This window comes from Amycolatopsis sp. MtRt-6 (genome assembly GCF_017308975.1).
Lineage (GTDB): Bacteria > Actinomycetota > Actinomycetes > Mycobacteriales > Pseudonocardiaceae > Amycolatopsis.
Genome location: NZ_JADWPD010000045.1, coordinates 62,151 through 85,936, shown reverse-complemented (window position 1 = coordinate 85,936; position 23,786 = coordinate 62,151). Strand labels below are relative to the sequence as shown.

The following is a 23,786-nucleotide window of genomic DNA, read 5'->3' as shown; positions in this document are numbered from 1 at the left end:
GAGGAACAGCTTTCCCCAGAACTTCGTCATCCGGCGGTACTTGTCGTTCCCGGTGCGCACCCAGGCCGTCTGCATCCCGGCGACCAGGAACGACAGCCCGATGGTCAGCGGGACGAAGATGAAGTGGTAGACGGTGGTGATCCCGAACTGCCATCGCGCCAGGTCGAGGTTGCTCATCCGGATCTCCTGATCGCGCGGACGGACGTTGACCTCGGCAGCATCCGGTGCGCGGGCCCTGGAGCGAGAGGGTCCTTGGTCACTTCCCCGATGGTCCCGGGTCCCTGCCGTGAAGGGCCTTGCGGTCGTACGCTGATCCCTGTTGAACCGTTCTCAGGAGGTCGGATGCTTCGGGTGTTTCTCGTCGATGATCATGAGGTCGTCCGCCGAGGGGTCGCCGACCTGCTCGACGAGGACGAAAACCTCACCGTGATCGGCCAGGCCGGCAGCGTGTCGCAGGCCCTGGCCCGCATCCCGGCGCTCAACCCGGACGTGGCAGTGCTCGACGTCCGGCTGCCCGATGGCAATGGGATCGAGCTGGCGCGGGAGCTGCGGTCCAAGCTGCCGGAGCTGAAGTGCCTGATGCTGACCTCGTTCACCGACGAGCAGGCGATGCTCGACGCGGTGATGGCCGGGGCGAGCGGGTTCGTGATCAAGGACATCAAAGGCATGGACCTGGTCTCGGCGGTGCACGAGGTCGGCGCCGGGAAGTCGCTGCTGGACGCGCACGCGGCGGCGGCGCTGATGGGCAAGCTGCGCGACAGCCAGGCCAAGAAAGGCCCGCTGGCTGATCTGTCCGATCAGGAGCGCAAGCTGCTGGAGCTGATTGGTGAGGGCTTGACCAACCGGCAGATCTCGGAGCGGATGTTCCTGGCCGAGAAAACGGTGAAGAACTACGTCTCGCGGCTGCTGACCAAGCTCGGCATGGAACGCCGCACCCAAGCCGCCGTCCTCGCCACCGAACTCCGCAACCAGGGCGAGTGAATCCCTGACACATCGGTAACAGGCGGTCATGAGATCCCGACCTTGATCGTATGCCGCCGCGACCACGATTCATGCACATGGTCGATGCCTCGCGCGACGAGGCGCAACTGGCCGTGCGTCTGTACAACGACCCGTCGGAAATTCGCTCGTTCGAGAGCTTCGTCGTTCATATGCACCTCGCCTGGCTCTACCTTCTGCACGCTGAGCTCACCCGGGACGGCGTCGACTTCCGGTTCTGGCGTACCCAGGGACGTGCTCGGCGTCTCGAACGCATCGACGGTGAGCCGAAGCGCTGGGACCTGGCCACCTCCGTGCGGCACCGTTGGCCCGGCGATACGCAACCGGTTCGGGTGAACCTCGAGTTCTTCATTGCCTTGCGCAACAAGATCGAACACCGGTACGCCCGCGAGCAGCAAGCTCTCACCGCCGCGGTAGGAGGCCAGAGCCAGGCCCTGCTGCTCAACTACGAAGAGGAACTCACCGGTCAGTTCGGACCCGGCTCGTCGTTGGCCACCCGGCTGCGGTTCCCGGTCTTCGTCGGAAGCTTTACCGACGAGGGCGAGCGCACCCTGCGGCGGCTGCGCTCGCAGCTTCCGGCGCCATTGCGCACCTTCATCGCCGAGTATGACGCCGGCCTCGACGATTCGATCGCCCGCGACCCGCGGTACGACTTCCGGCTGCGCGTCCTCCAAGAGCTCGCGCCCAAGGACCCGGACGCGCTCGCCATCCAGTTCACCCGCTACGACGACTTGACGGAAGAGCAACGTGAGGACGTCGAGGCGATCGGCAGAAAGGGATACGTCGTGGTCCGCGAGCGCAAACGACCTGTCGTCGGCCATGGGCTGCTGAAACCGACGCAGGCGGCGCGGATGATCCAGGACCGTATCCCGTTCGGTTTCAACACAGCACTTTTCACCATTGCCTGGAAGAAACTCGGTGTCCGTCCGTTGGTAGGTGACGTACATCCCGAAAAGACGGACGAAAAGTACTGCTTGTATGACGAGCGACACAACGATTACGGCTATACCCGGGCTTACATCGACAAGCTCGTCCGGGAATGCGCGGACGAAGCAGGCTTCCGGGCGTTGCTGGGAACGGCTCCCAGAGACAAGGTGACCGGCGACTGGGTGGGCTCACCCCCACCGGGTGCAACGCCACCCTGGAGGCGTCCGGCGCCGTCGGCGGAGCAGTCCGAGGATGCGACGACGCGCTCGGCCTGACTTGTCCCCCGGCTGCTCACGCGCTGAGCTGAGCGGGCTCCAGGAGGACGTCGTCCAGGGAGCGGCGCGGCGTCCACGGCACCGGCGCGCCGTGGCCGAGGCGCAGCACGATCTGCGGCCACAGCCCGCCGCCCAGCAGCTGACGCAGCTCGGCGCGTACTCCGGGGACCTCCACCGGCTGTGAAATGAACGACGCGTCCAGCCCGGCGGCGGTAGCCGTCAGCAGCACCCGCTGCATCGCCTGACCAGCGCGGATCCGGTCGGCGCGGGTGTCGTCGAAGGAGCCGATGACGACGACCAGGGGCTCCGTGTCGCCAGTCCGGTCGCGCTGCTTGGAGCCGAAGTCCCGCAGGACCCAGCCGCCGTTGTCCGAGGGCATCGCGCCGGCCGCGTACTCGGGGACGCCGTCCCGGCTGCTCCGGTCGCGTGCGGTCCAGTACTGCCACTCGGCGAGGAACGCGGGGTCGGCGGTCTGGGCGAGGTGGCTCTTGTGCACCAGCTCTCGCAACCCCTCCAGTTGCTGCGCGCTCAACCGGGGCAGCCACGCCTGTTCGACCTCGGCGGCGTGCCGCAGTTCGGCGACCACGGGAGCGGGGACGGCGGCCGTTTCGAACGGCGTGCGGTTGGTGTGGCGGCGGGGGATCGCGTCGGCCAGCCGGACAAGGCGCGGGTCGGGTTTGCGGGCCGCGTACGGCCGCACGACGGCCAGCAACGTGGGGTCGTCCCGGCGGGGGAGCAGGGTCGTCGCGGGGTGCGCGCCGAGTGCGTGGATGGCCGTGCGCAGGTTGAACAACGCCGCGCCGCAGGAGAGCAGCAGCTCCCGCCGGTCGGCGTCGGCCGCCGGCAGGGCGCGGCCCGGATCGGCGTGCAGCTCGAGGCCCGCGGGAGTGCAGCGGAACCGCCAGGGCTGCGTATTGTGCGTCGACGGGGCGAGCGTCGCGGCACTGATCACGGACTTCACCTGATCGGGGTCCAGCAGGCCGATCGAGGTGATGGACGAGGTCATGGTTTCCCCTCGGCGTCCGGACAGGCACACTGTCGTACGGGGTGGCTCAGCGCAACCATCTCTCCGGTCGTGGCTCCGGGGAAAGGGCAGAAAGTCACCAGCGTTGAGGCCGTGGCCGGTGAGGCGGAGGTTGGACAGGTGTCGGTGGACGAGTTCGACGATCTGGCGGCGGATGGCCCCGGTCCGCGGCGGATGGCGGGCACGCTGTCCGGTCTGCGGCTGCGCGAGGTGCTGCGCGACCTGCAGGACCGGATCGAGCTGCTGATCGGCACCCGCGACAAGATGGACGGCCTGCTCGACGCCGTCCTGACGGTCGCGTCCGGGCTGGAGCTGGACACGACGCTGCGGCGGATCGTGCAGTCCGCGATGGAGCTCGGCGAGGCGAAGTACGGCGCCCTCGGGGTGCTGGCCGAAGACGGTTCCATGTCGGAGTTCATCTACCTCGGCATCGACGACGAGACCCGCCGGCTCATCGGGGACCTGCCGACCGGGCACGGGGTGCTGGGTGTGGTCATCGACGAGGCCAAGCCGCTGCGGATGGAGGAGATCTCGTCCCATCCGGCGTCGGTGGGCTTCCCGGCCCACCACCCGCCGATGCACTCCTTCCTCGGGGTGCCCGTCCGCGTCCGCGACGAGGTCTTCGGACGGCTCTACCTGACCGAGAAGAAGAACGGCGAACAGTTCACCGACGACGACGAGGTCGTCGTGCAAGCCCTTGCCGCGGCGGCCGGGATCGCGATCGAGAACGCCCACCTGTACGAGCAGGCCCGGGTGCGGCAGCAGTGGCTCGCCGCGACCAGCGAGGTGACCACCGAACTGCTGGGCGGTACCGACCCGGCCGAGGCGCTGACCACCATCGCCAGCAGGGCTCTGGAGCTGACCGGCTCGGACGTCACCATGCTGGCGCTGCCGAACTCGGGGCGCCTGGACGTCGACGAGGACTGGGGTGACGAGGTCGACGACCTGACCGTGACCGTCAGCGCCGGTACCCGGGCCGCGGAGCTGGCGGGCCTGCACATCGAGCTCGAGGGCAGTGTGCCGGGGGCGGTGTTCCGGGACCGCACACCCCGCAGCGTCGCTGAACTCCCGCTGGGCGAGCACCGCTTCGGGCCCGCGCTGGTCGTGCCGCTGCGCGCCGGCGACCGGACGACGGGTGTGCTCATCGCGATCCGGGAATCCGGGGCCACGTCGTTCGAGTCGACCCAGCTGTCGGTGGTGGCGTCCTTCGCCGACCAGGCGGCGCTGGCGTTGCAGCTGGCGGCGCAGCAGCGGGCGGCGCGGGAGCTGGACGTGCTGGGCGACCGCGACCGGATCGCCCGTGACCTGCACGACCACGTGATCCAGCGGCTGTTCGCGGTGGGGTTGTCGATGCAGAGCACGCAGCGGCGGACGAAGTCGCCGGAGCTGCAGAAGCGGCTCGGGGACAGCATCGAGCAGATGCACGAGATCGTGCAGGAGATCCGCACGGCGATCTTCGACCTGCACGGCGGCGTCGCGGGGGAGACGGGCCAGCGGCTGCGGCACCGGCTGCACGACGCGATCGCCGAGCTCACGGACGACGCGCCGGTCCACCCGACGGTGAGCATGTCCGGCCCGCTCGACACGGTGCCAACCCAGCTGGCCGAGCACGTCGAAGCAGTCGTCCGTGAAGCGGTCAGCAACGCCGTCCGGCACGCCGAAGCTGCGACGTTGTCCGTATCGATCGCGATGAAGGACGACATGATCCGCGTCGTGGTGGTCGATGACGGCAAGGGATTGCCCGAGGACGTCTCGCCGAGCGGGCTCGGCAACCTCGGTGAACGCGCGGCGGCCATGGGCGGGCAGTTCGCCATCGACTCCGTCCCGGCAGGCGGCCTGAAGCTGGAGTGGTCGGCCCCGGTCGGCTGATCCGCCGGCCCCGGATTGCCGGAGTCGAACGTCTGTTCTATTCTAGATGGGTGTCGGGCGGAGTGGGGAAGACTCCGCCCGACACCCATGTTCTTCCCGCACAGCCGACCGCGAGAGCGCGGCGGAGCCGAGTAACCGGGCCATAGGTCCGCCCGGTGGGTTTCGGTGACGAAGGTCCTCTGTGTTCGGGTAGTCCGGCCGCGTCGCGGCAACCGGTGCCTGAGGTCTCCTTGTGGTGCGACGCCCGTCGTCGCGGAGAGGAGAAACACGATGACTGCCTTGGTGCCGGGTTCGCGCCTGGCGTTGCCGAGCATCGCGGCGTGGCTGGAGAACCCCTGGCCGTTCGCCGAGCACAACCCGGTCCGGATCGAGGAGTCCACTGAGGACGGACGGTACCTCGTGCGGGCCGAACTGCCCGGCTTCGACCCGGAGAAGCACATCTCCGTGACCACGCACAACGGGCTGCTGACCATCTCCGCCGAGCGTGAGGCGAAGGAAACCGCCGAAGGCGGCCGCAGTGAGTTCTACTACGGCACCTTCAGCCGCACGGTCAGCCTGCCGGCCGGGGCCGACCCGGCGAAGGTCAAGGCGACGTACGCCGACGGCATCCTCGAGATCTCGATGCCGGTTTCGGAGCACCCGCGCGACAAGCACGTCAAGATCCAGGTCACCAAGGACTAGGTGACCCTCCGCGGTGGGCGCGGCCCTTTTCGGCCGTGCCCACCCTCGTGCCGTGAGGAGAAACAATGAGCGTCGAGGCGGGCTCCCGGGCCCTGCTCGCGGACGGCGACGTGGTGCTCGTGCGCCCGTTGCACCCGGCCGACACCGCCGAGGTGCTCGCCCTGCACACCCGGCTCACCCAGCAGGACACCTACTTCCGGTTCTTCGGGGCCCGGCCGTCCGGGCTGGGCAAGCTGGTGGCGGAAATGGCCGCCGAGCCCGGTCCTGGGCATTACGCCGTGGGCTGCTACCGGCGCGGTGAGCTGGTCGGTGTCGCGAACTACGAAGTCCTCAAGGACACCGCGGACGCCGAAGTCGCCCTCGTGGTGGACGCGTCCGTGCGCAAGCTGGGCGTGGCGACCCTGCTGATGGAACACCTGGTCTCCCACGCCCGGAAAGTGGGCCTGAAGCGCTTCCTCGCCGAGGTGCTCGCCGAGAACGCCAAGGTACTCCACGTCTTCGCCGACCTCGGCCTGCGGTTCGAGGCCAGCATCGGCGGCCCCGAGCGCGACGTCGTGATGAACCTCGACGAGGACCCGGCCTACCTGGACGCCGTGCTGAAGCGTGACTCGGTTGCCGACGCGGCGAGCCTGGCCCACGTGCTCGAGCCGTCCTCGGTCGCCGTGATCGGCGCCGGACGGCGCCCGGGTTCGGTGGGCCATGCCGTCCTGGCCAACTTGGTCGCTTCCGGCTTTCCCGGTCCGGTCGAGGCGGTGAACCCGCACGCTGAAGAGATCCTCGGTGTGCCGAGCGTCCCGTCCGTGGCGGCGTTGAGCCGCACCCCCGAACTCGCCGTGGTGTGCCTGCCCGCGCCGGCTGCCGCCGAGGCGGTCGAAGCCTGCGGAAAGCGTGGCGTCCGGGCGGTCGTCGTCATTTCTTCGGGCCTGACCGGCACTGAAGCCGGTGACCGAGTCCGCGCGGCGGTGCGTGCCTACGGCATGCGGCTGGTCGGCCCGAACTGCCTCGGCGTCCTGTCGACCGACCCGGCCCGTCCGATGAACCTGACCTTCCTCGCCGGGCAGGTCAAGCCCGGCAACATCGGCGTCGTCACCCAGTCCGGCGGGGTCGGCATCGCACTCGCCGAATCGCTGAACGACCTGGGTCTCGGCATGTCGGCGCTGGTCTCGACCGGGGACAAGTACGACGTCAGCGGCAACGACCTGCTGATGTGGTGGGCCGCCGACCGCCGTACCGAGCTGGCCGTGCTCTACCTCGAGTCGTTCGGCAACCCGCGCAAGTTCAGCCGGCTGGCCCGCCGGCTCGCCCGCACCCGGCCGGTGCTCGCCGTCCGCTCCGGCAGCGGTGACACCGCCCAGCGCGCCGCCGCCTCGCACACTGCCGCGGCCGCCACCCCCGCCGTCACCCGCGACGCGTTGTTCGAGCAGGCCGGGGTCATCGCCGTCGACACCGTCGCCGAGCTGGTGGACGTCATCGCCGGGCTGTCCTGGCAGCTGCTGCCGGGCGGTCCGCGGGTGGCCGTGGTGAGCAACGCCGGGGGCGCCGGGGTGCTGGCCGCCGACGCCTGCGAGCGCGAGGGCCTGGTCATGGCCGAGCTGTCCCAGGACACCCGGGACCGCCTCGCCAAGCTGCTGCCGTCCGAGGCGGCGGTGTGCAACCCGGTCGACACGACCGCGGCCATCGCACCGGAGGTGTTCGCCGACGCGTTGCGTGCCGTGCTCGCCGACGACGGTGTCGACGCGGTGATCGCCGCGACCGTGCCTACCGCCGTCGGCGATCCCGGCACGTCGCTCGCCGCCGTGCTGCCGCCCGAGTACAAGACCGTCTTCGCGGTCCGGCCGGGGCAGCGGGCGCGCGTGGCGCCGCTGGTGCCCGGCCGCGGCGTGACGGCCTGCTACGACGACCCGGCCGCGGCGGCCGCGGTGCTGGCCCGGCTGGTCCGGTACGAGCAGTGGCTGAACCGGCCGGAACCTGCCGAGTCCGTGGCCCCGCTGGGCGATCCCGTTGCGCTCCGCGCGTTCGCCGCCGGGCGCGAAGGCTGGCTTTCGCCTGCGGACGCCGTCGAGCTGCTACGGCTGGCCGAGATCCCGATGGTGGAGACGCACTACGTCGAGGCCGACGACTCGATGGCCGCCGCGGCCGCCGACCTCGGCTCGCCGGTCGTGTTGAAGGCCGATGCCGACGGCCTGCTGCACAAGACAGCCGGCGGCGGCGTGTTGCTGAACGTGCACGGCGCCGACCGGATCCTGGAGGCGTTCCGCACCCTGCGGTCCCGCTTCGGCTCGGCCCTGCGTGGGGTCACCGTGCAGCCGATGGCCGAACCGGGCCGGGAACTGCTGGTCGGCGTGCGCTCGGACCCGGTGTTCGGCCCGCTGGTCGTGTTCGGCCTCGGCGGCGTCGACACCGACCTGATCGCCGACCACGCCGCCCGGCTCGCCCCGCTCACCGAGGCCGACGCCGACCTGCTCCTGGATGGCTTGCGGTCGTCGAAGGCGCTCTGGGGGTCTGGGCTCGATCGGGCAGCGGCGCGCGAGCTGCTGCTGAAGGTCAGCCGGCTCGCGGAGCTCGTCCCAGAGCTGGCCGAGCTGGACCTCAACCCCGTGCGCGTCCGCTCGGACGGCTGCGTGGCACTCGACGTCCGCGCCCGATTCGAACCGGATGTGTCCGCCGACCCGTTCCTGCGCCGCCTGCGCGACTGAAACCGGAGGAAACCGTGCATGTCCTGACCTTGAACCCGGGCTCGTCGAGCATGAAGGTGTCGCTGGTCGCCGACGGCGCGGCCGTCGGCTGGGCGGCGTGGGACATGGCCGTTCCCGGCGTGGTCGCCCAGGCGGTCCGCCGCTGGTCCGATGTGGACGCCGTGGCCGTCCGGTTCGTGCACGGCGGCACGCAGAAGGCGCCCGCACGGGTTGACGACGTCCTGCTCGCCAACCTCGAACGGCTCACGCCGCTGGCGCCGAACCACCAGCCGCTGTCGCTGTCGGTGACCCGCGAGGTCCGCCGCCTGCTGCCGGACGTCCCGGTGGTGGCTTGCTTCGACACCGCGTTCCACGCCCGGATGCCCGAAGCCGCCGCGCGGTACCCGCTCCCGCGGGCGTGGACGGCCCAGAACCGGTTGCGCCGCTACGGTTTCCACGGCCTGTCGTGCCAATACGCGCTGCGTCGCACCGGCGAGCTGCTGGGCCGGACACCGGAGGAGTTGCAGCTGGTCTGTGCCCACGTCGGGGCCGGGGTGTCGGTGACCGCGATCCGCGATGGCCACGGCGTCGACACCAGCATGGGCTTCACCCCGCTCGAGGGCGCCATGATGGCCACGCGGTCCGGCTCGATCGACCCGGGCCTGCTGCTGCACGTGATGCAGACGGCGCCGATGAGCCCGGCCGAGATGGCCGACGCCCTGTTCCACCGCTCCGGCCTGGCCGGGATGACCGGCACCAACGGCGACCTGCGCCGCGTGCTGGCCGCCGCGGCCCGCGGCGAACGAGACGCCGAAGTCGCGCTGGACGTCTACCGGCACCGGTTGTGCCGGGAGATCGGCGCGGCCGCGATGAGCCTGTCGCGGCTGGACGCGGTGGTCTTCACCGGTGGCGTCGCCGAGCACCAGCCCGGGCTGATCACCTCGGTCATCGCGAGGCTGGGAGTGCTCGGCCTGCGTGCCGGGCAGGTCCCGCACACCGAAACCGATCGGGTCGTCACCGCACCGGACTCGCCGGTGCCCGCCCTGATCGTCCTGCCCCGGGAAGACCTGGAGCTGGCCCGTGGCGCCGAAGAGGCGCTCGCCCGAGTGTCCGTGAGGTGACGCCGTGCACGTCCTGCTGACCGAATCGTCCTTCGGCGACTCCGACTTCCTGCTGCAGCCCCTGCGTGACGCCGGCTGCCTGGTCAGCCGGTGCCACAGCCGCGCCGGAGTCTGCCGCGCGCTGGCGGTCGGGGGCCGCTGCCCGCTCGACGAGCCGTTCGCCCAGCCCGACCTCGTCGTCGACGTCCGCGGCCAGGAGCCCGAGGTGACCGCACGCGAGTACGGCGTGGTCTGCGCGGTCCGCGACCATGTGCCGGTCGCGCTGGTGTCCCCGGACCTGGACGTGCGGGCCGAGGTACCGGCAGGCCTGGAGCATCGCGTCACCGTGATCGACGTCGACGGCCTGCTGGCGACCTGCCGGGCCGCGTCGGGAGAACTCGGCGTCCTCGGATGATCTCGCCTGCGTTCCGGTGGGACCGTTCGTCGCGAGCCGTCCTCGGCGACGCCCTGGTGCGGCTCGGCCCGAACCGGTGCGTCGCGGAGGTCCGGCCGGACGAGATCGCCCTGACCGAGCCTCCCGCCCGCCGCGAGCGAGCCGGGCGGGCCGCGTCGTTCGAATGCGGTGCGGCCCTGTCGACGGTCTGGACCGTCGTGCGAGTGCTGGGTCGCGAGCCGGTGGTGGCCTTCCCGGACGACCCGGACCGCCCCGGCGTCGTGGCGGTCGTCCGGGCCGGTGACCCGCGTGGTCCGTCCAGCGGCGAATGGGCGCGGTACGCGGCGCTGGGCAAGCTGGGCGACCCCGGCCAGGGCAAGCCGTGGCGGCCGGTCAGCCTGGCCGTGCTGGATGCGCTGGCCGGCGAAGACTTCTGGCCGGAGACCGACGTCCGGATCGTCCGCCCGGAGTGGGCACCGACGCTCAACCAGCTCGGGGCGGACCTCACCGGCCAGTCCTCCCTGCTGATCACCACCCCCGGCGACAGCCGCCGCCACCACGTCCTGGCCGGCGCCGCGCTGCACGCAACCCGCCTGGCCGCGGCGGTCCGCAGCTTCGCCTCCCAGGAGGTTCCGCTGCCGGTCCAGACGCCCGCGGAACGGGCCCGGTACGTCGAAGAATCGCTGCTACCCGGCATCCCCCAAGGACTGCTGCTGATCGGCCTGGCCACGCCCAAGCAAAGGAACGCAGGATGACCACGCACCTCAGGACCAAACCGGCTGTCGCCGAGGCGCCGCTGGTCGATGCTCGGGAGCCCGTCGCGCGGCTGTTACGCGACCTGCGCACGGGGCCGTCCGGGTTGACGGCGCGGGAAGCCGCTCGCCGGCTCCAGGTGAGCGGTCCCAACGCCCTGCCGTCGCACGGCGGGCCGAAGTGGCCGCTGGCGTTGCTTCGGCAGTTCGTCCACCCACTCGCGCTGCTGCTGTGGGTGGCGGGAGGACTGGCATGGGTTGCGGGCACCACCAACCTCGCGGTCGCCATCGCCGGTGTGATCCTGCTCAACGGCCTGCTGGCGTTCGTCCAGGAACAGCAGGCGGAAAAGGCCGTCGAGGCGCTTGGCAAGTACCTTCCGGACCGGGCGCCGGTGCTGCGGGACGGCCAGGTGTGGCACGTCCCGGCGACCGAACTGGTCCCCGGCGACGTCCTCGTGCTCGAAGAGGGCAACCGGGTCCCCGCCGATGCGCGTCTCGTCGACGGCACGGTCGACGTCGACGCGTCGATGCTGACCGGGGAGTCGGTCCCGGTGACGCGGATGGCCGACGCGCACGACGACGCTTCGCGTGCGCTCGACTCGCCGGTGCTCGTGTTCAGCGGCACGGTGTGCGTTGCCGGCTCGGCGCACGCGGTCGTCTACGCCACCGGGCGGCACACCGAGATCGGCCGGATCGCGTCGCTCTCGACGCGGGTCGGCCGGGAGGAAAGCCCCCTCGAACGGCAGGTGCGGCGGGTCGCGTGGTTAATCGCTCTCGTCGCCGTCGTCGTCGGCATCGGGTTTCTGCCACTGGGCTGGCTGGCCGGGCTGTCGTGGTCGGCGGCGTTCGTGTTCGCGATCGGCCTGCTGGTGGCGAATGTCCCGGAGGGCCTGCTGCCGACGATCACCCTCGCCTTGGCCGCCGGCGTGCGGTCGATGGCGAAGGCGGGCGCGCTGGTCAAGCGGCTCTCCGCGGTCGAGACCCTCGGCTCGACGACCGTGATCTGCACCGACAAGACCGGCACGCTGACCCGCAACGCCATGCACGTCGAAGAGGCGCGGTCCGCGACCGGCGACCTGCTCGCCGACCCTGGCCCGATGGCGGCGGCGCTGGCCCGGTGCAGCACGGCCGACCTGAAATCCGGCAGCGGTGACCCCACCGAACTGGCCCTGCTGCGCTACGCGGCCGAGCAAGGCGTCGAACTGTCCACCCGGGACGCCGACCGGAAGGCACTGTACGCCTTCGACCCACGGCTCAAGCGTATGTCCACCGTGGATTCCGTAGCGAACGTGCTGCAAATTTCGACCAAGGGCGCGCCGGAGCAGGTGCTGCCGCACTGCTCGGTGGTGCCCGGCGGGATCCCGCTGACCGAAGAGCTGCGGGCGCGGATCACCGAGCAGGTCGACGCCATGGCCGGCCGGGCGCTGCGGGTGCTGGCCGTCGCGCGCCGCGAGGTGTCTTCGGTGCCGGGAAGCCGAGAGGAGGCCGAGACGGACCTGTGTCTGCTCGGGCTCATCGGCCTGGTCGACCCACCACGTCCCGAGGTCGCCGCCGCGGTGGCGGACTGCCACTCGGCCGGGATCACCGTGCACGTGGTGACCGGCGACAACGGCCTGACCGCCGCCGAGATCGCCCGCCGCGTCGGCATCGGCGCCGACCGCGTGATCAGTGGCGAGGAGCTGGGCCGTCTTCCCGAACCGGAACTCGACGAAGCCTTGACCGCGGGCGGCGAGATCGTGTTCTCGCGGGCCGCGCCGGAGGACAAGCTGCGCATCGCCGACGCGCTGCGCTCCTGCGGCGAGGTCGTGGCCATGACCGGCGACGGCGTCAACGACGCGCCGGCGTTGCGGCGGGCCGACATCGGCGTCGCGATGGGCGTCGGCGGCACCGACGTCGCGAAGGAAGCGGCGACGGTGGTGCTGACCGACGACAACTTCGCCACGATCGTCGCCGGAGTCCGGGAGGGGCGGCGGGTCTTCGACAACGTCCGGAAGTTCGTGCTCTACATCTTCGCGCACGCCGTCCCGGAAGTGCTGCCGTTCCTGCTCTTCGCGGTATCGGGCGGGATGATCCCGCTGCCGCTGACGGTGCTGCAGATCCTCGCCATCGACCTCGGCACGGAAACCCTGCCCGCGCTGGCGCTGGGCCGTGAACCCGCCGAGCCGGGACTGATGACCCGGCGTCCGCGCCGCCGGTCGGAAGGTGTCGTTACCGGCCGGATGCTGCTGCGGGCATGGGGGATCATGGGCCTGTTGTCGGGAGTTCTGGTGCTGGGCGCGTTCTTCGCGGTGCTGTACGCGGCGGGCTGGCACCCGGGCGCGGACGTCTCTTCGGGGGCTTTGCACACGGCTTACTTGCAGGCGACGACGGCGAGCTTCGCGGCGATCGTGTTCTGCCAGATCGGCACGGCGTTCGCGTCCCGCACCGAGCGGGTGTCGCTGCGGGCCGTGGGACTCACGACGAACCGGCTGCTGCTGGGCGGGATCGCGTTCGAGCTGGCCTTCGCGGCGGCGTTGATCTACCTGCCGCCGCTGCAGGACCTGTTCGGGACGGCGGCACTGCCGGCTTGGGTGATCGCGATGATGCTGCCGATGCCGGTTCTCGTGTGGGGTGCGGACGAACTGTTTCGCTGGACCACCCGCCGCCAGTGAGCGGGTCAACTAGAGGCCGTGGGTGCACATTTGGGCCAAGAAGGTCCATCTATCGGCGCCCACCCGTGACACCTACGGTCTGGTTCAAGAGAAGACTGCTGGCCGCGTACGTCGCGCGGAACGGTGGGCTGCGCCCGCAAGGTGGTTTGTCGACAGCTACTGTGGGGCGGGCGCTGAGCTTCAGAGCCCGTCTAATTCTGTTGTCGATCATTCTGCACCAAGTCTAGTCTTCGCGTTAAGGGTCAATTTCTAGCTTTATCGAGAAAAACGAACTCATTGTCTAGAATTTCATTCGCAGCCGCCTGTAGTGCGGGCAGTGCGGCTTGTCTGATAAATGCTGTCAGATACCACGCCTGGTCAGGGTTTAGTCGGAGGTCGAGAGCTGAGGGTCGGTAGCGAATCAGGCTTGATACGAGATACACTGATAGATATCGAGCTAGATCTGACGTGAGTCCCACTAGCTCTGAATCCGAGAGACTGATGCTCAGTGTTCCGTCGAAGTATCCATGTGGATGGCCCAGTAGTGGGCGCAGTGTCGCAGATAGCTCGTCTTCCCATTCGGGGAGGCGAAGGTCCCCAATGTGAACACCGTCGCCGGCTCTCACGTATTTTCCATTGCGGGGAACGAGAAGCGCGAAGCTGTCGAGACTAATTCGTGATGATAATGCGAATATCTGCCACGGGTTATTGTGATGCTGTGGCGGAAGCTCTTCGAAAGTTCCCTGAATGAGGTCCCAGCTGGGCTGATTTTGCTGAATCACCCCGTAGCCTTCGACGAGCAAATGACTCCAACTGTAGACGCCGTCGGTTACCATTGTCTGGTAGAGCGGGACGGCTTGTAGGGCCTTGCCTCTGACTTGGATGTACTCCATGCCAGACTCCAGGCATCGAGAGAACAGTTGATCCGGGTTAATTTCCGCAGGAAGCCGTGAAGCGGGCATGCCCATCCGCTTCTCGTACAGCAATGGAAATACCCCAGCCTTCTGAGGCTTTACTCGCCAATCTTCAAATTGTCCCGTCGCGTGGCTGGCGCTGATCCCGTGTGTCAGCTTCTGGTTGATGATGGCGTCGGGTCGCCAAAGGAGAAGCTCGGCCTTGGCAAGATTCAGTAAAGCATAGTAGTATTGAAGTGCTGCACTTGGGCCGGTCGTTTCTTCGCCTGCGCGATAGTAGACTTCGGCTTGACTGATAAACGCGGAGAACTCGTCGCTGACTGCTTGTGGGTTTGGCCAGGTTACGTTAGAAAGACGCTTTGAGCAGCCGGGAACGTATGCCACTCGGCGAAGTTGATCCCAAAGCAGGTCGGCGTTTGCGGATTCGAGTACCAGAGTCGCTTGGGCGCTGACGAGTGGTCGACATATCCGATTATTGAGGTAGCTACTCTGCTGAATGTCTAATGCGATGCCATGTGACCGCATCGAAAAATTGAACTCTGCTGCAATGTCGGATACTCTGTGTAACGCTTTACTCTGAAACTGGGGAGAAGGTGGGAAACTGTCAGACCTTGCATCCACATGAACCCAAGCCAGAGCATTTTCGGCGGGGTCATCTGGGTAGTTACCTGTGGTTGGGCTGGCGTCGATGCCCTCGGCTTGAAACCGATCCATGAGTTCCTGTAGGCGGTCGGGCGGGCCCGATAGGTTCATCGAGAAGTGGCCTGGCTTCGACATGTGATGCACACTACACGCTCCGGATCTGCGAGCGGTGCTTGCCGGTATGCAGGAACAGTTAGGCTCAGCTGAAATAAGCTGTGCGCTGGCCGACTAGGATGGGTCGTGGAAGAGGCCTGGTGAGCGGCTGATCTACGGCAACCGGTGGGGCAAGGTCGGTGGCTTCCCAACCTTGCCAGGGTGGGGAGCCACCGCTTGCTGTCTTTCGCCGCTCAAGACCCGCTGTGCTGGGGTGTCAGGGTCACTCGGATGGGTTCGGATTGAATGTATGAAACCCGGTGCGGTCGGTGACCATGGCGCCGCTCGCCGACGTCGACGGCGTCCCAATTCCTGCCCCGTCCTCGTGCTCATCGAATCGGTGGAGTCTTCCGGATTCCCGCAGGTAGCTCCCGATCGTTGTGGCCTCACGCCGGAGTCAGCCGGTGGGCCGCCTCCGGCGTGATGACCACGACCGGGCACCGCGAGAAGCGCACGCACTCCCGTCCGACGCTGCCGAGCACCAGGTCCGACATCGCGCCGCCGCGGTGGGTGCCGAGGACCAGCAGGTCCGCGTCCGCCGACGCGGTGACCAGTTCGGTCGCCGGGTCGCCGTGCACTGTGCGGGTTTCCACCTGTGCTGCGGTGTCGATGGCCAGCTTGGCGACGTGCTCGTCCAGCGAGTAGCCGGCCTCCGGCACGCGGCCGTGGGGCTGGATCGCGAACGACGTCCCGGGCAGCAGCGCGTCGCGCGGCCGGACGAGGATCGCGCGGACCGTGTCCCCGGCGTGCGCGCCGATCTCCAGCGCCCACCGCAGGGCGGCGTCGCCGTGAGGTGTGCCGTCGATGCCGACGATGAGCACGCGGCCAGTAGGTGAATCCATGATCTGCCTTCTTTCCTCCGGTGTTGTCCCGATCGTGTGGCGCGGCGGGCGTGCGTCGGTAGGGGACGAATTCCGCCGGACCGAGGGACTTTGTGCTCCGGTGCCGATCCCGCGGCCGCGGCGACCATGAGAACGGCGGAGCGTCGGACTCCGCGACGGGAGTGATCGCGATGACCGCCGCCGCATCGGCCGCACTGACGACCGAGCAGATCGGGCTCCTCGCGCGAGCCGTGAGCCGCGCGCCTTCGGTGCACAACAGCCAGCCCTGGCAGCTGCGCATCCGCGGCACCGAGGTCGACCTCACGGCGCGGCACGGGGTCGAGCTGCGCAGGCAGGACCCCTTCGGCCGCGATCGGCTGCTGTCCTGCGGTGCCGCGCTCACCGACCTCGAGCTCGCTGTCCGGGTGCTCGGCCGGGACTGCCACGTCGAGTACCGCGACGAGGAAGACGTGGTGGCCACTGTGACGATCGGCCGCCCCCGGCCCGCCTCGGCCCGGGACTTCGCGCTGTACCGCGCCATCGCCCGGCGCCGCAGTCACCGGCGCGCGTTCTTCCACAGCCGGGTGCCCGACGGCGTCCGCACCGCGGTGGTCGCGGCCGGGGAGACCGCCGGCGTGCACGTCGTCGAACTGGGGCGTCCGGACAAGCTGGCCGAGCTGCTCGGCTTCGCCACCCGCGTGCTCCGTGACGACCGGGGCTACCAGCGGGAGCTGGAGCTGTGGACCGCGCACAGCCACGGCTGGAACGCGGTCGGTGACGGCGTCCCCGAGGACGCGCTGAGCCCCGAAGCCCTGCCGGTGGCGGGACTCGTTCGCCGGGACACGCCGGTGCCGGACGACGTCGTGCTCGCCGGCCGGCTGGCGGCGGAGAACCTCCTGATCGTCTGCACCGACACCGATACCCGCGCCGACCACCTCGCCGCCGGCGCGGCCCTGCAACGGGTTTGGCTGACCGCGACGGTCAAGGCCCTCGTCGGTTCGGTGATCACCCAGCCGCTGCACCTGACCGGCTTCCGGGCGCGACTGGCGTCGGAGCTGGCTCTGCCCGGCGTGCCGCAGGCGATCTTCCGGTACGGATACCCGGCCGTTCCCGCGGCCCCCGCACCACGGCTCCCGCTCGGCGAGCTCTTTCCCGACGGACCGGCAGGAGAACTTCGATGACTACGGCTATCGAAATCGCCGGGCTGCGCAAGCGGTTCGGCCGGACAGCGGCGCTCGACGGCCTCGACCTTACCGTCGAAGCGGGCGAAGTGCACGGATTCCTCGGCCCGAACGGCGCCGGGAAGACGACCACACTCAGGCTGCTTCTGGGCCTGCTGCGCGCCGACTCCGGCGAGATGCGGCTGCTCGGCGGCGATCCCTGGCGCGACGCCGTTGCACTGCATCGGCGGCTGGCGTATGTGCCGGGGGAGGTGTCGCTGTGGCCTAATCTCACCGGCGGCGAGGTCATCGACCTGCTCGGCCGCCTGCGCGGCGGGCTGGATCCGAAGCGCCGGGAGCGGTACCTCGAGCTGTTCGAGCTGGATCCCCGCACCAAGGGCCGGGCCTACTCGAAGGGCAACCGGCAGAAGGTGGCGGTCGTCGCCGCTCTCGCGTCCGACGTCGAACTGCTGCTGTTCGACGAGCCCACCAGCGGGCTCGACCCGTTGATGGAGCAGATCTTTCGCGAGTGCGTCCGCGAGGAACGGGAGCGGGGCCGGACGATCCTGCTCTCCAGCCACATCCTGTCCGAGGCGGAAGCCCTGTGCGACCGGGTCAGCATCATCCGCGCCGGCCGCCTGGTCGACTCGGGCAGCCTCGACGAACTGCGCCACCTCAGCCGGACCACCATCACCGCGCGGCTCACCGGCGCTGTGGACGGCCTCGCGCACCTGCCAGGCGTGCACGACTTCACCGCCGACGGCGACCACGTGCGGCTGACCGTCGACAACACCGAGCTGTCGGCTGTGCTCGCCCTGCTCAGCCACAGCGGGGTCCGTAGCTTGACCAGCAACCCGCCGACCTTGGAAGAGCTGTTCCTGCGGCATTACCGCACCGAACCGGGCCGGACGGCGGTGCCGGCATGAGCTCGCTCACCGGCACCGGCGCGCTGGTCCGGCTGGCGGTGCGCCGGGACCGGGTTCGGCTGCAGGTGTGGACCGCGGTGTTCACGGCGGTGGCGGCGTCTTCGGCCGCGGCGACCGCGGCGGTCTACCCGGCCACGGGAGACCAGCAGGCCGCGGCCGACAGCATCAACTCGGTCCCGGCGCTGGTCGCGCTCTACGGCCCGGTGTACGAACCGACGCTGGGCGCCACATCGGTGTTCAAGCTGACCGCGTTCGGTGCCGCCCTGATCGCGCTGCTGATGATCTTCACCGCGGTCCGGCACACCCGGGCCGAGGAGGAGGCCGGACGGCGGGAACTGCTTGGCTCCGCGGTGGTCGGCCGCTTCGCCGGATTGGCGGCGGCAGTCGTGGTCACGGCGGTGTCGAGCCTGGTCATCGGTCTCTTCAGTGGCGCCGGGCTCGCGTTGACGGGGTTGCCGGTGGCAGGCTCGCTGGCGTTCGGCCTCGGCTGGGCGGCCGCCGGTCTCGTCTTCGGCGGGGTCGCCGCGGTGACCGCCCAGCTGACCAAGAGCGCGCGAGCCGCGTCGGGGCTCGCCGTGGTCGCGCTGCTCGCCGCGTACTTCCTGCGGGCGGTGGGCGACTCCGCCGGCCCGCGCTGGTTGTCGTGGGCGTCGCCGATCGGGTGGACCCAGCAGGTCCGGCCCTACGCCGGCGACGTCTGGTGGGTCTTGTCCCTCCCCATGCTCGTGACGGCCGTACTGTTCGCCGTGGCGGTCGCGCTGGCCCGGGTCCGCGACATCGACGCCGGACTGCTCCCGGACCGGGCGGGTCCCGCACACGCCGGTCCCGTCCTGCGTGGCGCGTGGGGTCTGGTGTGGCGTCTCAACCGGGCGAACCTGGCCGCGTGGCTGGCCGGGTACGTCCTGATCGGACTGGTCCTCGGCGGTCTCGCGGGCAACGTCGGGAAGATGCTCGACAGCGACGGCGCCCGGGCGCTGATCACCGCGCTCGGTGGCGAACAGGCTCTCGAGAACGCCTTCCTCGCGGCCGAGTTCTCGATGGCGGGAGTGATCACCGCCGCCTACGCGATCACCGCGCTGGTCCACTTCCGGAGCGAGGAGCGGGCGCTGCGGGTGGAGCCGCTGCTGGCCACCGCGCTCGACCGCCGCCGCTTGCTGGCGGGGTACCTGCTGCTTGCGGTGGGGGCGCCGGTGGTGCTGCTGGCGGCGCTGGGTGTCACGGCCGGGCTGGCGTACGGAAGCCGCCTCGGTACCCCCGGTGCCGAGGTCGCCCGGCTCCTCGGTGCGGCACTGGCCCAGCTGCCTGCGGTCTGGGTGCTCGCCGGGCTCGCGGCGGCGCTGTTCGGCTTCGCGTCGCGGGCAGTGGCGGTCGCCTGGGTCGCCCTGACGACGTTCCTGCTGCTCGGCGAGTTCGGCACCTTGCTGAAGCTGGACCAGTGGGTGCTCGACCTGTCGCCGTTCACCCACTCGCCGAAGCTGCCGGGTGCGTCCGTCCAAGTCGCTCCGCTGCTCTGGCTCACCGCGCTGGGCGTGGTGCTGGTCGTGGCGGCCGTGGCCGGGTTCCGGCGGCGTGACGTCGCCGGCTGAGGTGAAGGGAAGAACGATGTCCGATGGCAGGGGATCTCGTGCCGCAGTGCTGAGCGCCACACGCCGGGCCGGGTCGTGCCCCGACCCGGTGCTGACCTTCCTCGGCGGGGCAGGCTGCGCCCGGTACCTGCTCGAGACGCCGGACTCGAAGCTCCTGGTCGGGTGCGGCCTGTTCGCCGGACCGGACGCCTTGTGGCGCCGCAACTTCTCACCCGGCCCGGACGAGCTGCACGCGCTCGACGCGGTCATCCTGCCGAGCGCCGGCCTCGGGCACGCGGGCTTCCTGCCGCAGCTGGTCGCCGAAGGCTGGCACGGACCGGTGTTCGCGACGCCCGGGACCGCCGCGCTGCTCCCGCTCGTGTTGTCCGACGCCGCGAACCAGTTCGAGGAAGACACGTCCCGGTGGCGCCCGTCCGGTCCGGCCGTCCCGCCGTTCCGGGCCGAGGACGTCGCCCCGGTCATGGCCCTGATGCGGCCGGTCGAATTCGGCACGCTCTGCCGGGTCGACGGCGCCAAGCTGGAATTCGGCCGCGCGGGCGGGCGGCTCGGGGCGGCTTGGGTACGGATCCGCGCGGCCGGCCGTTCGGTCGTGTTCGCGGGACCGCTGGGCGCGGCCGGCCATCCGCTGCTGTGCCCACCGGACCCGCGGCCGCACTCCGACGTCCTGGTGCTCGCCGCGCCACAGCCGCCCGGCGACAGCCACCTGCCTGGCCGGTTCGCCGCCGCGGTGCACCGCGCGGTCCGGCGAGGCGGCAGCGTCGTGGTCCCCGCAGCCACGGTCGGAGCCGAGCTGCTGCTGACGATGGTGCGGGACCTCATGGACGCGCAGGAGATCCCGCCGCTGCCGATCCTGCTGGACAGCCCGGAGGGCCTGGCCGGAGTCGAAACCCACCGGCGGGCGCTGGCCGAGCGCTGGTCCGAACTCCGCCAGGACGGCCGCGTGGGTGTGCCCGACCGGCTGGTCGAGCAGGTTCCGGACCGACCGTCGATCATCGTGGCCGGACTGGAGACGGCGGACTCCGGCCGGGTGCTGGGGCACCTCGCCAGGCTGCTGCCGGACCCGCGCAACGGAGTCCTGCTGCTGGGCCATCCCGAGCCCGGGACCCGCACCGCGCAACTCGCGGACGGGGTTCGTCAACTCAAGATCCACGGGCACTACGTGCCGGTCCGGGCGGAAGTCACCGCACTGGGCACCACCGGCGCATTCGCCGGCCCGGCGGAGGCACTGGCCTGGGCGACCGCGACGCCGGCGCCGGAGGCGGCCTTCGTCGTCGAGGTCGAGCCGGAACCGGCGCACGCGTTCGCCCGGGCGTTGCACGCCGAAGCGGGGTGGTGCGCGGTAGTCCCCGAGGACGGGGAGCGGGTGCTGTGCTGACCTACTGATCGAGGGTGAGCTGCTGGAGGTGGAAGGCGAAATGCCGGGCCGGATAGCGGTAGATGTCGGCCAGCGTCATGTACGGCCGGAAGAAGGGGTCCCACCGGGTCGGGTAGTGCATCCCGCGATCGAGGTCGGCTTCGGGGGCCCGGTCGAGGCTGCGGTGGAGTGAGGCGATGATGCGGTCGAGCCAGGCGGCCGCGAACCGCGGGCCGATCAGGCCGCCGCCGCAGGACCCGAGGTAGTTGATCACATGGAACGCGGGTGTGGCTCCGTTCAGCACGGCGGCGAACCCACGGCTCACGGGGTCCGGCAGGCGGCCGAAGAAGCGGACCAGGATCAGGAGGGCACGCACGATCTGGTAACCGAACACCAGGTGAAACAGCAGCTGCCGGTTGGTCCATCGGGTACCTCGCGACCGGCGGCGCAGCTGCGTGGGGGTGGCTGCCGTCGCGAGTGTGTGGAGCGTGGCGCGGTCGTGCTCCCACTGCTCGTGCACTGCCTGGCGATCCATGGTCCAGCCCTCCGGGGCGCGGTTCCGGTCGAGCATCGCACGGACCGGCCGAACCCAGTACCCGCGGGAGGCCTTTGGTCCCTTCGGTTCGTGACGCGTGGCCGTCGCGGGCGGACGCCGCCGCCGGTGATGCTGGGTGTGTCCGTCCCCCAGGAACCGGAGCCCGACGATGAGCCGACCACTGCCCGGTGTGTTCGACCAGGCCCTCGCCTCGGCCGTGCGCGCGCCGTCGCCGCACAACACCCAGCCGTGGCGGTTCGTCGTCGAGCACGACGTGATCGAGGTGTGGCTGGACCGCGAGCGCCTGCTCACCGTGGCCGATCCGCACGGGCGGGAGGCGCGGCTGGCGTGCGGTGCCGCCGCGTTCAACCTGGTCATCTGCCTGCGGGCCAACGGGCTCGCGGTGCAGGTGCGGATGTTGCCGGACCCGGCCGAGCCCGATCTGGTCGCGGTGGTCCGGCTGGACGGCAACCAGAAGTCCACCGCGGCCGAACGCAAGCTCGCCGAGGCCGTGTTCCGCCGGCACACCAACCGGCGCCCGATGCTGGACAAGGACGTGCCGTCGGCGGTGCGGTCGGCGCTCAAGTCCGCGGCGCTGCAGGAAGGCGGCCAGGTCGAGTACCTCGACGCGTCGGGCCGCTACACGCCGGTGGCGTCGCTGGTCCGGCAGGCGGAGGCGCTGCAGGCGGAGAACTCGGCTTTCCGAGCAGAGGCCGCCTACTGGACTCATCGCGAGGCCGACAGCCCTGACGGCGTCCCGAAGATCGCGTCCGGGCCGCCGCCGCACGGCCATGGCGTCGTCTCGCTGCGGGCGTCGCACGAGAACGAGGATTTGCCCGCCCGCGAGTACGAGCAGGAGCCTCTGCTCGGCGCGGTTCTGACCCGTGACAAAGGGCCGCACGCGGAGGTGCGGGCGGGGATGGCGATGCAGCGGGTGCTGCTGACCGCGACCGCGGAAGGCCTGGCGACGTCGTTCCTGTCGCAGCCGTTCGAAACCCCGCGCACGCGCGAGTCGCTCGACCGCCTCTTCGCCGGCCTCGGGCAGCCGCACACCCTGCTGCGCATCGGCTACGGCTACCCGACGCGGCTCACTGGCCGCCGGCCGGTCGAGGACGTGCTGACCCACCGCGCCGGGCCCGACGTGCCGGCGGAATGAGACTCAGGCATGGCCGGCGGTCGCGCGCAGCACGTCCTGGAAGGTCACCATCCCGACCACGTGCCCGCCCTCGACGACCGGCGCTGAGCGCACGCCGGCGTCGGTCATGACCCGCGCCAGCTCGCGCACATCGATGTCACCCGCCACGGCGAGACCGGACTGGCGCATCACCGAGCTCGCCGTGCGCGGCCCGCCGTCGAGCATCACGCCGGTGTCCGGGTCGCCGGGCGGAACCGGGACCCGCAGGATGTCGGTTTCGGACACCAGGCCGAGCAGCTTCCCGTCCGTATCGACCACCGGCATCGAGGTGAACCCGTGGCGAGTCATCATCTCGGCGGCCTCTTCGAGGGAGGCGGACGGCGTCAGGGCGAACGTCGGCGTGGTCATGATCTCGCGTGCGAGCATGGTTCGTTCTCCGTTCAGGTCGCGTTTCTCGACCATTCCCGGCGATTCCGCCCCGGCAAAGGGCCCTAAGTCCTCAGGGCACCGCCGGAGGACCTCCCCAGCGGCGCAGACGAGTCCCGGCGCACCGGGGACCAAGGCCTCTTCGAACGGTCCGGGAAATTGACGATCCTGGTGGTACCAACGTTTTCCGACCGGAGGGCCAGGATCATGAGCACGTCGTCGAACCCGATCGCGCGGATGTGGCGCACCATCCTGCCCCGCCGCGGCTCGGTCGCGCGGGCTTCGGACCGGTTCCAGGCCGGCCTGGGAGTCCTCGTGGTGCTGCTGGCGCTCACCGCGCTGCCGGTCGCCGCCAGCTTCGGCTCGGAAACGTACGTCCGGCAGCAGGCGCAGTCCGCGCAGCAGCTGGGGGAGCGCACTCAGGTCACCGCGACCCTGCTCGCCGACGGACCGGCAATCATGGTCAACTCGCGCGCCGGCGTCATCGGAAACGGCGAACCCACCGACGCGACCTGGATGCTCGCCGACGGAACTCGGCGTGTCGGCCAGGTGGTCGCCGCCCGGGGCACGCTCAAGGGCGAAACGGTGACGATCTGGGTGGATCGCACCGGTAACCCGGTGGATCCGCCTCTGAGCAACGCCGGTGTGGCCATCGAAGCCGTCGGCGTCGGGCTCGGCCTGTGGCTCGGCGCGGTGGCACTGCTGGCCGCCTGCTACCGGCTCACGGTGTTTTCCCTCGACCGCTTCCGCCTCGCCCGATGGCAGCAGGAGTGGTTCCAGCAGCAGGACCGCAAGACCCATTCCTGAC

At 70.3% G+C, this 23,786-nt stretch carries 21 protein-coding genes; 15 read left to right on the top strand and 6 right to left on the bottom strand.

Annotated features, from left to right (window positions below; all coding sequences use genetic code 11):
- Nucleotides 1-177: cytochrome ubiquinol oxidase subunit I (locus I4Q55_RS45450; RefSeq protein WP_206797090.1), on the bottom strand; the 177-nt coding region annotated here is incomplete at its 3' end.
- Between the two features lie 165 nt (nt 178-342).
- Here I4Q55_RS45450 and I4Q55_RS45445 point away from each other — a divergent pair.
- Both I4Q55_RS45445 and I4Q55_RS45440 read left to right on the top strand, forming a co-directional pair.
- Nucleotides 343-981 (top strand): response regulator transcription factor, encoded by a 639-nt coding sequence (locus tag I4Q55_RS45445; RefSeq protein ID WP_206797079.1) that lies wholly within the window; start codon nt 343-345, stop codon nt 979-981.
- Nucleotides 982-1,058: 77 nt separating this feature from the next.
- Nucleotides 1,059-2,201 carry a DUF3644 domain-containing protein gene (locus I4Q55_RS45440; RefSeq protein ID WP_242547901.1) on the top strand — a complete coding sequence of 381 codons (1,143 nt, stop codon included), beginning with the start codon at nt 1,059-1,061 and terminating at the stop codon, nt 2,199-2,201.
- A gap of 16 nt (nt 2,202-2,217) precedes the next feature.
- Here I4Q55_RS45440 and I4Q55_RS45435 read toward each other — a convergent pair whose 3' ends face one another.
- Nucleotides 2,218-3,207 carry a nitroreductase family protein gene (locus tag I4Q55_RS45435; protein ID WP_206797078.1) on the bottom strand — a complete coding sequence of 330 codons (990 nt, stop codon included), beginning with the start codon at nt 3,205-3,207 and terminating at the stop codon, nt 2,218-2,220.
- A gap of 192 nt (nt 3,208-3,399) precedes the next feature.
- On the opposite strand from I4Q55_RS45435, the gene I4Q55_RS45430 reads away from it, so the two are divergent.
- From I4Q55_RS45430 to I4Q55_RS45400, 7 genes are all read left to right on the top strand, one after another.
- Entirely contained in the window at nt 3,400-5,094 is a 1,695-nt protein-coding gene (locus I4Q55_RS45430) for a GAF domain-containing protein (protein ID WP_206797088.1), read from the top strand.
- Between the two features lie 270 nt (nt 5,095-5,364).
- Nucleotides 5,365-5,775, top strand: a complete 411-nt coding sequence (locus tag I4Q55_RS45425) for an Hsp20/alpha crystallin family protein (RefSeq protein WP_206797077.1) — start codon at nt 5,365-5,367, stop codon at nt 5,773-5,775.
- A gap of 65 nt (nt 5,776-5,840) precedes the next feature.
- A complete protein-coding gene (locus I4Q55_RS45420; protein WP_206797076.1) occupies nt 5,841-8,471 on the top strand; it encodes a bifunctional GNAT family N-acetyltransferase/acetate--CoA ligase family protein in 2,631 nt (876 codons plus the stop codon).
- A gap of 14 nt (nt 8,472-8,485) precedes the next feature.
- Complete coding sequence (locus I4Q55_RS45415) at nt 8,486-9,571, top strand: acetate/propionate family kinase (RefSeq protein WP_206797075.1); 1,086 nt, start codon at nt 8,486-8,488, stop codon at nt 9,569-9,571.
- Between the two features lie 4 nt (nt 9,572-9,575).
- Nucleotides 9,576-9,965, top strand: coding sequence for a hypothetical protein (locus I4Q55_RS45410; RefSeq protein WP_206797073.1), 390 nt, complete (start codon nt 9,576-9,578; stop codon nt 9,963-9,965).
- A complete protein-coding gene (locus I4Q55_RS45405) occupies nt 9,962-10,699 on the top strand; it encodes a hypothetical protein (RefSeq protein ID WP_206797071.1) in 738 nt (245 codons plus the stop codon). The genes I4Q55_RS45410 and I4Q55_RS45405 overlap by 4 nt, the downstream gene beginning before the upstream one ends.
- Complete coding sequence (locus I4Q55_RS45400) at nt 10,696-13,347, top strand: cation-transporting P-type ATPase (RefSeq protein ID WP_206797069.1); 2,652 nt, start codon at nt 10,696-10,698, stop codon at nt 13,345-13,347. The genes I4Q55_RS45405 and I4Q55_RS45400 overlap by 4 nt, the downstream gene beginning before the upstream one ends.
- 242 nt (nt 13,348-13,589) lie before the next feature.
- On the opposite strand, the gene I4Q55_RS45395 is transcribed toward I4Q55_RS45400, so the two are convergent.
- Nucleotides 13,590-15,017, bottom strand: a complete 1,428-nt coding sequence (locus I4Q55_RS45395) for a YaaC family protein (protein WP_206797067.1) — start codon at nt 15,015-15,017, stop codon at nt 13,590-13,592.
- A gap of 404 nt (nt 15,018-15,421) precedes the next feature.
- Nucleotides 15,422-15,877 (bottom strand): universal stress protein, encoded by a 456-nt coding sequence (locus I4Q55_RS45390; RefSeq protein ID WP_206797066.1) that lies wholly within the window; start codon nt 15,875-15,877, stop codon nt 15,422-15,424.
- A gap of 170 nt (nt 15,878-16,047) precedes the next feature.
- Here I4Q55_RS45390 and I4Q55_RS45385 point away from each other — a divergent pair, with 170 nt between their 5' ends.
- Genes I4Q55_RS45385 through I4Q55_RS45370 form a run of 4 tightly spaced genes read left to right on the top strand, consistent with a single transcriptional unit; the run spans nt 16,048 to nt 20,903 of the window.
- Nucleotides 16,048-17,037: a nitroreductase gene (locus tag I4Q55_RS45385; protein ID WP_206797065.1), complete on the top strand. Its 990-nt coding sequence runs from the start codon at nt 16,048-16,050 to the stop codon at nt 17,035-17,037.
- Nucleotides 17,034-17,942 carry an ABC transporter ATP-binding protein gene (locus tag I4Q55_RS45380; protein WP_206797064.1) on the top strand — a complete coding sequence of 303 codons (909 nt, stop codon included), beginning with the start codon at nt 17,034-17,036 and terminating at the stop codon, nt 17,940-17,942. Before I4Q55_RS45385 ends, I4Q55_RS45380 begins: the two co-directional genes overlap by 4 nt.
- The gene (locus I4Q55_RS45375) at nt 17,939-19,528 is read left to right on the top strand and encodes an ABC transporter permease (RefSeq protein WP_206797063.1); all 1,590 of its coding nucleotides are present in this window, start codon (nt 17,939-17,941) and stop codon (nt 19,526-19,528) included. The genes I4Q55_RS45380 and I4Q55_RS45375 overlap by 4 nt, the downstream gene beginning before the upstream one ends.
- A 46-nt stretch (nt 19,529-19,574) precedes the next feature.
- Nucleotides 19,575-20,903: an MBL fold metallo-hydrolase gene (locus I4Q55_RS45370; protein ID WP_206797062.1), complete on the top strand. Its 1,329-nt coding sequence runs from the start codon at nt 19,575-19,577 to the stop codon at nt 20,901-20,903.
- 1 nt (nt 20,904) lies between these two features.
- Here I4Q55_RS45370 and I4Q55_RS45365 read toward each other — a convergent pair whose 3' ends face one another.
- Nucleotides 20,905-21,417: a DinB family protein gene (locus I4Q55_RS45365; RefSeq protein WP_206797061.1), complete on the bottom strand. Its 513-nt coding sequence runs from the start codon at nt 21,415-21,417 to the stop codon at nt 20,905-20,907.
- Nucleotides 21,418-21,586: 169 nt separating this feature from the next.
- Here I4Q55_RS45365 and I4Q55_RS45360 point away from each other — a divergent pair, with 169 nt between their 5' ends.
- Entirely contained in the window at nt 21,587-22,573 is a 987-nt protein-coding gene (locus tag I4Q55_RS45360) for a nitroreductase family protein (RefSeq protein WP_206797059.1), read from the top strand.
- A gap of 3 nt (nt 22,574-22,576) precedes the next feature.
- On the opposite strand, the gene I4Q55_RS45355 is transcribed toward I4Q55_RS45360, so the two are convergent.
- Nucleotides 22,577-22,978 carry an HPP family protein gene (locus I4Q55_RS45355; RefSeq protein WP_206797057.1) on the bottom strand — a complete coding sequence of 134 codons (402 nt, stop codon included), beginning with the start codon at nt 22,976-22,978 and terminating at the stop codon, nt 22,577-22,579.
- A gap of 207 nt (nt 22,979-23,185) precedes the next feature.
- On the opposite strand from I4Q55_RS45355, the gene I4Q55_RS45350 reads away from it, so the two are divergent.
- Nucleotides 23,186-23,785, top strand: coding sequence for a CDP-archaeol synthase (locus tag I4Q55_RS45350; protein ID WP_206797055.1), 600 nt, complete (start codon nt 23,186-23,188; stop codon nt 23,783-23,785).
- Nucleotide 23,786: the final 1 nt, after the last annotated feature.